The following is a 6,361-nucleotide window of genomic DNA, read 5'->3' as shown; positions in this document are numbered from 1 at the left end:
TCTTCCAGGCCCTCTTCACCCTTCAGAACGCTCCTCTCGACGCTCTGCAGTTGCCTGGCCTGAGCTTCCAGCCGCTGCCCGCCGACAGCGCCACCTCCAAGTTCGACCTCTCCCTCTCCCTCACCGAGTCCCCCGAGGGCTTCTCCGGCGTCTTCGAGTACAACACCGACCTCTTCGACTCCTCCACGCTCCAGCGCATGGCCGGCCACTTCCAGGTGCTCCTGGAGTCGGTGCTCGCCAACCCCGATGCGCCCCTGGCCTCCGCGTCCCTCCTCTCCCCGTCCGAGCGTCACCAGCTCCTCGTGGAGTGGAACGCCTCCGACGCGGAGTTCCCCGCCGACACCTGCGCCCACCACCTCTTCGAGGCCGTAGCCGCGCGTACGCCGGAAGCCGAGGCGCTGTGCTTCGAGGGCACCTCGCTCACCTATCGGGAGCTGGAGGCGCGCGCCAACCAGCTCGCCTGGCACCTGCGCTCGTTGGGCGTGGGCCCCGAGGTCCCCGTGGGCCTGTGCGTGGAGCGCTCGCCGGACATGGTGGTGGCCATGCTCGCCGTCCTCAAGGCCGGCGGCGCCTACCTGCCCCTGGATCCGTCCCTTCCCCGGGAACGTCTGGCCTTCATGCTGGCCGATGGCCGTCCCGCGGTGATCCTCACCCACCAGAGCCTGCTGCCCGTCCTCCCCTCGCACCCGGCCCACGTGGTGCGTCTGGATTCCCAGTCGGACGCCATCTCCCGCCACCCCGAGCGGACCCTTCCGCCCCTGGCCACCGCTGGCAACCTCGCCTACGTCATCTACACCTCCGGCAGCACCGGCCAGCCCAAGGGCACGCTGCTGGCCCACCGCGGCCTGTGCAACACGGCACTCGCCGCCGTCAGGGCGCATGGCTTCCACCCCCACAGCCGCGTCCTTCAGTACGCCGCCTTCGGCTTCGACGCCTCCGTGGCCGAGGTCTTCGCCACCCTGCTGGCCGGCGCGTGCCTCGTGCTCGCGCCGCGTGAGCGGCTGATGCCCGGCGAGCCCCTGCGCACCCTGCTGCGCGAGCAGCGCGTCAGTGCCGTCACCCTCACGCCCTCCGTCCAGGCGCAGCAGCCCACCGAGGGCCTCGAGGGGCTGCACACCCTCATCTCCGCGGGCGAGGCCACCAGCTCCGAGCTGGTCCGCCGCTGGGCCCCGGGCCGCACCTATCTCAATGCCTACGGCCCCACCGAGGTCACCGTCTGCGCCACCATCACCCCCGTCAGCGTCTCGCCCGAGCGCGTCACGCTCGGCAAACCCTGGCCCAACACCCGCCTGTATGTCCTGGACGAGGCGCTCCAGCCAGTGCCCGCGGGCATTCCCGGTGAGCTGTACATCGGCGGCGTGGGCCTGGCGCGTGGCTACCTCGGGCGGCCGGAGCTCACCGCCGAGCGCTTCCTGCCCAACCCGTTCGGCCCCGAGGGCAGCCGCCTGTACCGCACGGGAGACCGGGTGCGCTGGCTGTCGCACGGCGAGCTGGAGTACCTCGGCCGCGCCGACACCCAGGTGAAGCTGCGGGGCTTCCGCATCGAGCCGGGTGAAATCGAGTCCACCCTCCTCCTGCACCCCACGGTGAGCGAAGCCTGCGTCATCGCCCGCGAGGATGTCCCCGGCGACAAGCGCCTGGTGGCCTATCTCGTCGCACGCGAGTCGGCGCCCTCGGAGCTGCGCGACTTCCTGCGCCAGCGGCTGCCCGAGTACATGGTGCCCTCGGCCTTCGTGGTGCTGGCGGCCCTGCCGCTCACCGCCAACGGCAAGGTGGACAAGAAGGCGCTTCCCGCGCCGGACGGCTCCGCGCTCTCCCAGCGTGCCTTCCTCCCGCCCGTCACCGGCACGGAGCGCGCCCTGGCTGGCATCTGGGCCCAGCTGCTGCGCGTGGAGAAGGTGGGCCTGGAGGATGACTTCTTCGCCCTCGGTGGCCACTCGCTGCTGGCCACCCAGGCCGTTTCCCGGGTCCGTTCCGTCCTCGGCGTGGAGCTGCCCCTGCGCGCCCTCTTCGAGTCCTCCACCCTCTCCGCGCTCTCCGCGCGGGTGGACTCCGCGCGGAGCCAGTCCTCGGCGCTCGCACGGCCGCCGCTGCGCCAGGCCTCACGCCAGGGCGAGCTGCCCCTGTCCTTCGCCCAGCAGCGCCTGTGGTTCCTCGAGCAGTTGGAGCCCGGCACCGCCACCTACAACGTCCCCTCCGCCTTCCGCATCTCCGGACAGCTGGACGTGGAAGCCCTGCGGCGTGCCACCGACGCGCTCGTCGCACGTCACGAGTCCCTGCGCACCACCTTCCACTCCGGCCAGCACGGCCCCGTGCAGCGCATTGCCTCGTCCGTCTCGATTCCCCTCCCGGTCGTGGAGCTGATGGAGCTGCCCCCGTCCGAGCGCGAGGCCCAGGTGCGCCAGCTCTCGGCCCAGGAGGCCGCTCGCTCCTTCAACCTGGAGCACGGTCCGCTGCTGCGCACCACGCTGCTGAAGCTGGCCGAGCAGGAGCACCTGCTGCTGGTGACCCTGCACCACATCGTCTCCGACGGCTGGTCCATGGGTGTGCTGGTGCGTGAGGTGGCCTCCCTCTACGAAGCCTTCTCCTCCGGCCGCACGCCTCAGCTGTCCCAGCTGCCCGTGCAGTACGCCGACTACGCCTCCTGGCAGCGCCAGTGGCTGCGTGACGAGGCCCTTCAGTCCCAGCTCTCCTACTGGCGTCAGCAGCTCTCCGGTGCTCCTCCCGCCCTGGAGCTGCCCACCGACAGGCCTCGCCCCTCCGTCCAGTCCTACCGCGGTGCTCAGCTGCCCATTCAGCTGCCCCGCTCCCTCTCCGACTCCCTGCTGGCCCTCTGCCAGCGTGAGTCCACCACTCCCTTCATGGTGCTGCTGGCTTCCTTCCAGCTGCTCCTCTCTCGCTACTCCGGCCAGGACGACATCTGCGTCGGTACTCCCATCGCCGGCCGCGACCGCTCCGAGCTCGAAGGCCTCATCGGCTTCTTCGTCAACACCCTCGTCCTGCGCTCTCGCGTGCAGCCCGGTGCCTCCTTCCGCTCGCTGCTGGCCCAGGTGCGCTCCAACACCCTGGCCGCCTATGAGCACCAGCACCTGCCCTTCGAGAAGCTCGTCGAGGAGCTGCTGCCCGCCCGTGACCTCAGCCGCAGCCCTCTCTTCCAGGCTCTCTTCACCCTTCAGAATGCGCCCCTGGAGTCGCTGCGTCTGCCCGGACTGAGCTTCCAGCCGCTGCCCGCCGACAGCGCCACTTCCAAGTTCGACCTCTCCCTCTTCCTCTCCGAGTCCCCCGAGGGCTTCTCCGGCGTCTTCGAGTACAATACCGACCTCTTCGACTCCTCCACGCTCCGGCGCATGGCCGGCCACTTCCAGGTGCTCCTGGAGTCGGTGCTCGCCAACCCCGACGCGCCCCTGGCCTCCGCTGCCATCCTCTCCCCGTCCGAGCGTCAGCAGCTCCTCGTGGACTGGAATGCCACCGGCGCGGACTTCCCCCAGGATGAGTGCCTGCACCACCTCTTCGAGGCCCAGGTGCGGCGTACCCCCGAGGCCACCGCCGTCATCTCCGAGCACGGCCGCCTCACCTACCGGGAGTTGGAAGCTCGCTCCAACCAGCTCGCCCGGCGTCTGCGTGCCATGGGCGTCGGCCCCGAGTCCCGCGTCGGCCTGTGCGTCGAGCGCAACCCCGACATGCTCGTGGCCCTCCTCGCCATCCTCAAGGCCGGTGGTGCCTACGTCCCCCTGGACCCCACCTACCCCAAGGAGCGCCTCGCCTGGCTCCTCGAGGACGCCCAGGGTCCCGCCCTCCTCGCCCACTCCCACCTGCTGTCCGCGCTCCCTCCGCACTCCATCCCCACCGTCTGCCTGGACTCGGATGCGGACGCGCTCTCCCGTGAGTCCACCCAGCCCCTGGCCGACTCGCCCCTGCCTGGCAATCTCGCCTACCTCATCTACACCTCCGGCAGCACCGGCAGGCCCAAGGGCGTGAGCATCTCCCACCGCAACGCCGTCGCCTTCCTGCACTGGGCCCTCTCCGTCTTCCAGCCCGAGGAGTTGCGCGGCGTCCTGGCCTCCACCTCGCTCAACTTCGACCTCTCCGTCTTCGAGCTCTTCGCTCCCCTGGCTTGCGGCGGTGGCGTGGTGCTCGCTCGCAACGCCCTGCACCTGGCCGAGCTGTCCACCGCCTCCGAGGTGACGCTTCTCAACACCGTCCCCTCCGCCATGGAGCAACTGCTGCGCATGGGCGCGGTGCCTCCCTCCGTGTGCACCGTCAACCTCGCCGGTGAGGCCCTGCCTCAGACTCTGGCGAGACGTGTGTACGAGGTGCCCTCCATCCGCCGTCTCTACAACCTCTACGGCCCCTCCGAGGACACCACCTACTCCACCTTCACCCTGGTGCGTCCCGGTGAGGTGCCCCCCATCGGCCGTCCCATCTCCAACTCCCAGGCCTACGTCCTCGACGCCCACCTGCACCCGGTGCCCGTGGGCGTGCTGGGCGAGCTGTACCTGGCCGGTGAGGGCTTGTCCCGCGGCTACCTGCACCGTCCGGAGCTCACCGCCGAGCGCTTCCTGCCCAACCCCTTCGGCCCCCAGGGCAGCCGCATGTACCGCACCGGCGACAGGGTGCGTCTGCGTCCCGACGGCGTGCTGGAGTACTTCGGCCGCGTCGACTTCCAGGTGAAGGTGCGCGGCTTCCGCATCGAGCTGGGCGAAGTCGAGTCCTCCCTGCGTCTGCACCCCTCCGTGCGCGACTGCGTCCTGCTGGCACGCGAGGACTCTCCCGGCGACAAGCGTCTGGTCGCCTACGTCGTGGGCCGTGATTCCCAGCCACTCAGCCCCGCTCCCCTGCGCGACTTCCTGCGCCAGCGCCTGCCCGAGTACATGGTGCCCTCGGCCTTCGTGGTGCTGTCGGCCCTGCCCCTCACTTCCAACGGCAAGGTGGACCGCAAGTCCCTTCCTCCTCCCGAGGCGTCCGCGCTCTCCCAGCGCACCTTCCTCGCGCCCCGCACCGACACCGAGCGCGCCCTGGCCGACATCTGGGCCCAGCTGCTTCGCGTGGAGAAGGTGGGCCTGGAGGATGACTTCTTCGCTCTCGGCGGCCACTCGCTGCTGGCCACTCAGGCCGTCTCGCGTGTCCGCTCCGCCCTCGGCGTGGAGCTGCCCCTGCGAGTCCTCTTCGAGGCCTCCACACTCTCCGCGCTCTCCGCACGGGTGGACTCCGCCCGGCGCCAGGCCTCCGCGCCCGCCCTGCCTGCGCTGAGTCAGTCTTCACGCCAGGGCGAGCTGCCGCTCTCCTTTGCCCAGCAGCGCCTGTGGTTCCTCGACCAGTTGGAGCCCGGCACCGCCACGTACAATCTCCCCTCCGCTTTCCGCATCTCCGGACAGGTGGGCGTGGAAGCCTTGCGGCGCGCCGTCGAGACGCTCGTTGCCCGTCACGAGTCCCTGCGCACCACCTTCCACGCGGGTGAAGAACAGCCGCTCCAGCGCATCCACGCGCCCTCTTCGTGGACCCTGCCCGTGGTGGATCTCCGCTCGCTCGCCGAACCCGAGCGTCAGGCAGAGGCGCGTCGGCGCTCCGAGCAGGAGGCCCAGCGCGGCTTCTCGCTAGAGCACGGTCCGCTGCTGCGCACCACGCTGCTGAAGCTCGCTGAGCAGGAGCACCTGCTGCTGGTGACGATGCACCACATCGTCTCCGACGGCTGGTCCATGGGTGTGCTGGTGCGTGAGGTGGCTTCCTTCTACGAGGCCTTCTCCTCCGGCCGCACGCCTCAGCTGCCCCAGCTGCCCGTGCAGTACGCCGACTACGCCTCCTGGCAGCGCCAGTGGCTGCGTGACGAGGCTCTCCAGTCCCAGCTCTCCTACTGGCGTCAGCAGCTTGCCGGTGCTCCTCCCGCCCTGGAGTTGCCCACCGACAGGCCTCGCCCCTCCGTCCAGTCCTACCGTGGTGCTCAGCTGCCCATTCAGCTGCCCCGCTCCCTCTCCGACTCCCTCCTGGCCCTCTGCCAGCATGAGTCCACCACTCCCTTCATGGTGCTGCTGGCCTCCTTCCAGCTGCTCCTCTCTCGCTACTCCGGCCAGGACGACATCTGCGTCGGTACCCCCATCGCCGGCCGCGACCGCTCCGAGCTCGAAGGCCTCATCGGCTTCTTCGTCAACACCCTCGTCCTGCGCTCTCGCGTGCAACCTCGTGCTTCCTTCCGCTCGCTGCTGGCCCAGGTGCGCTCCTCCACCCTGGCCGCCTATGAGCACCAGCACCTGCCCTTCGAGAAGCTCGTCGAGGAGCTGCTTCCCGCTCGTGACCTCAGCCGCAGCCCTCTCTTCCAGGCCCTCTTCACCCTTCAGAACGCTCCTCTCGACGCTCTGCAGTTGCC

General features: G+C 70.1%; 1 protein-coding gene. It reads left to right on the top strand.

Features of this window, described 5'->3' with window-relative positions; translation table 11 throughout:
* Nucleotides 1-50: 50 nt before the first annotated feature.
* The coding region (locus BO221_RS52100) for a non-ribosomal peptide synthetase (RefSeq protein ID WP_233166665.1) at nt 51-6,361 on the top strand (6,311 nt) is incomplete at its 3' end.

Origin of the sequence: Archangium sp. Cb G35, from assembly GCF_001896145.1 — a bacterium.
Lineage (GTDB): Bacteria > Myxococcota > Myxococcia > Myxococcales > Myxococcaceae > Archangium > Archangium violaceum.
Note: the sequence above shows the minus strand (reverse complement) of the source record. Positions and strands in the feature narration are given on the sequence as shown.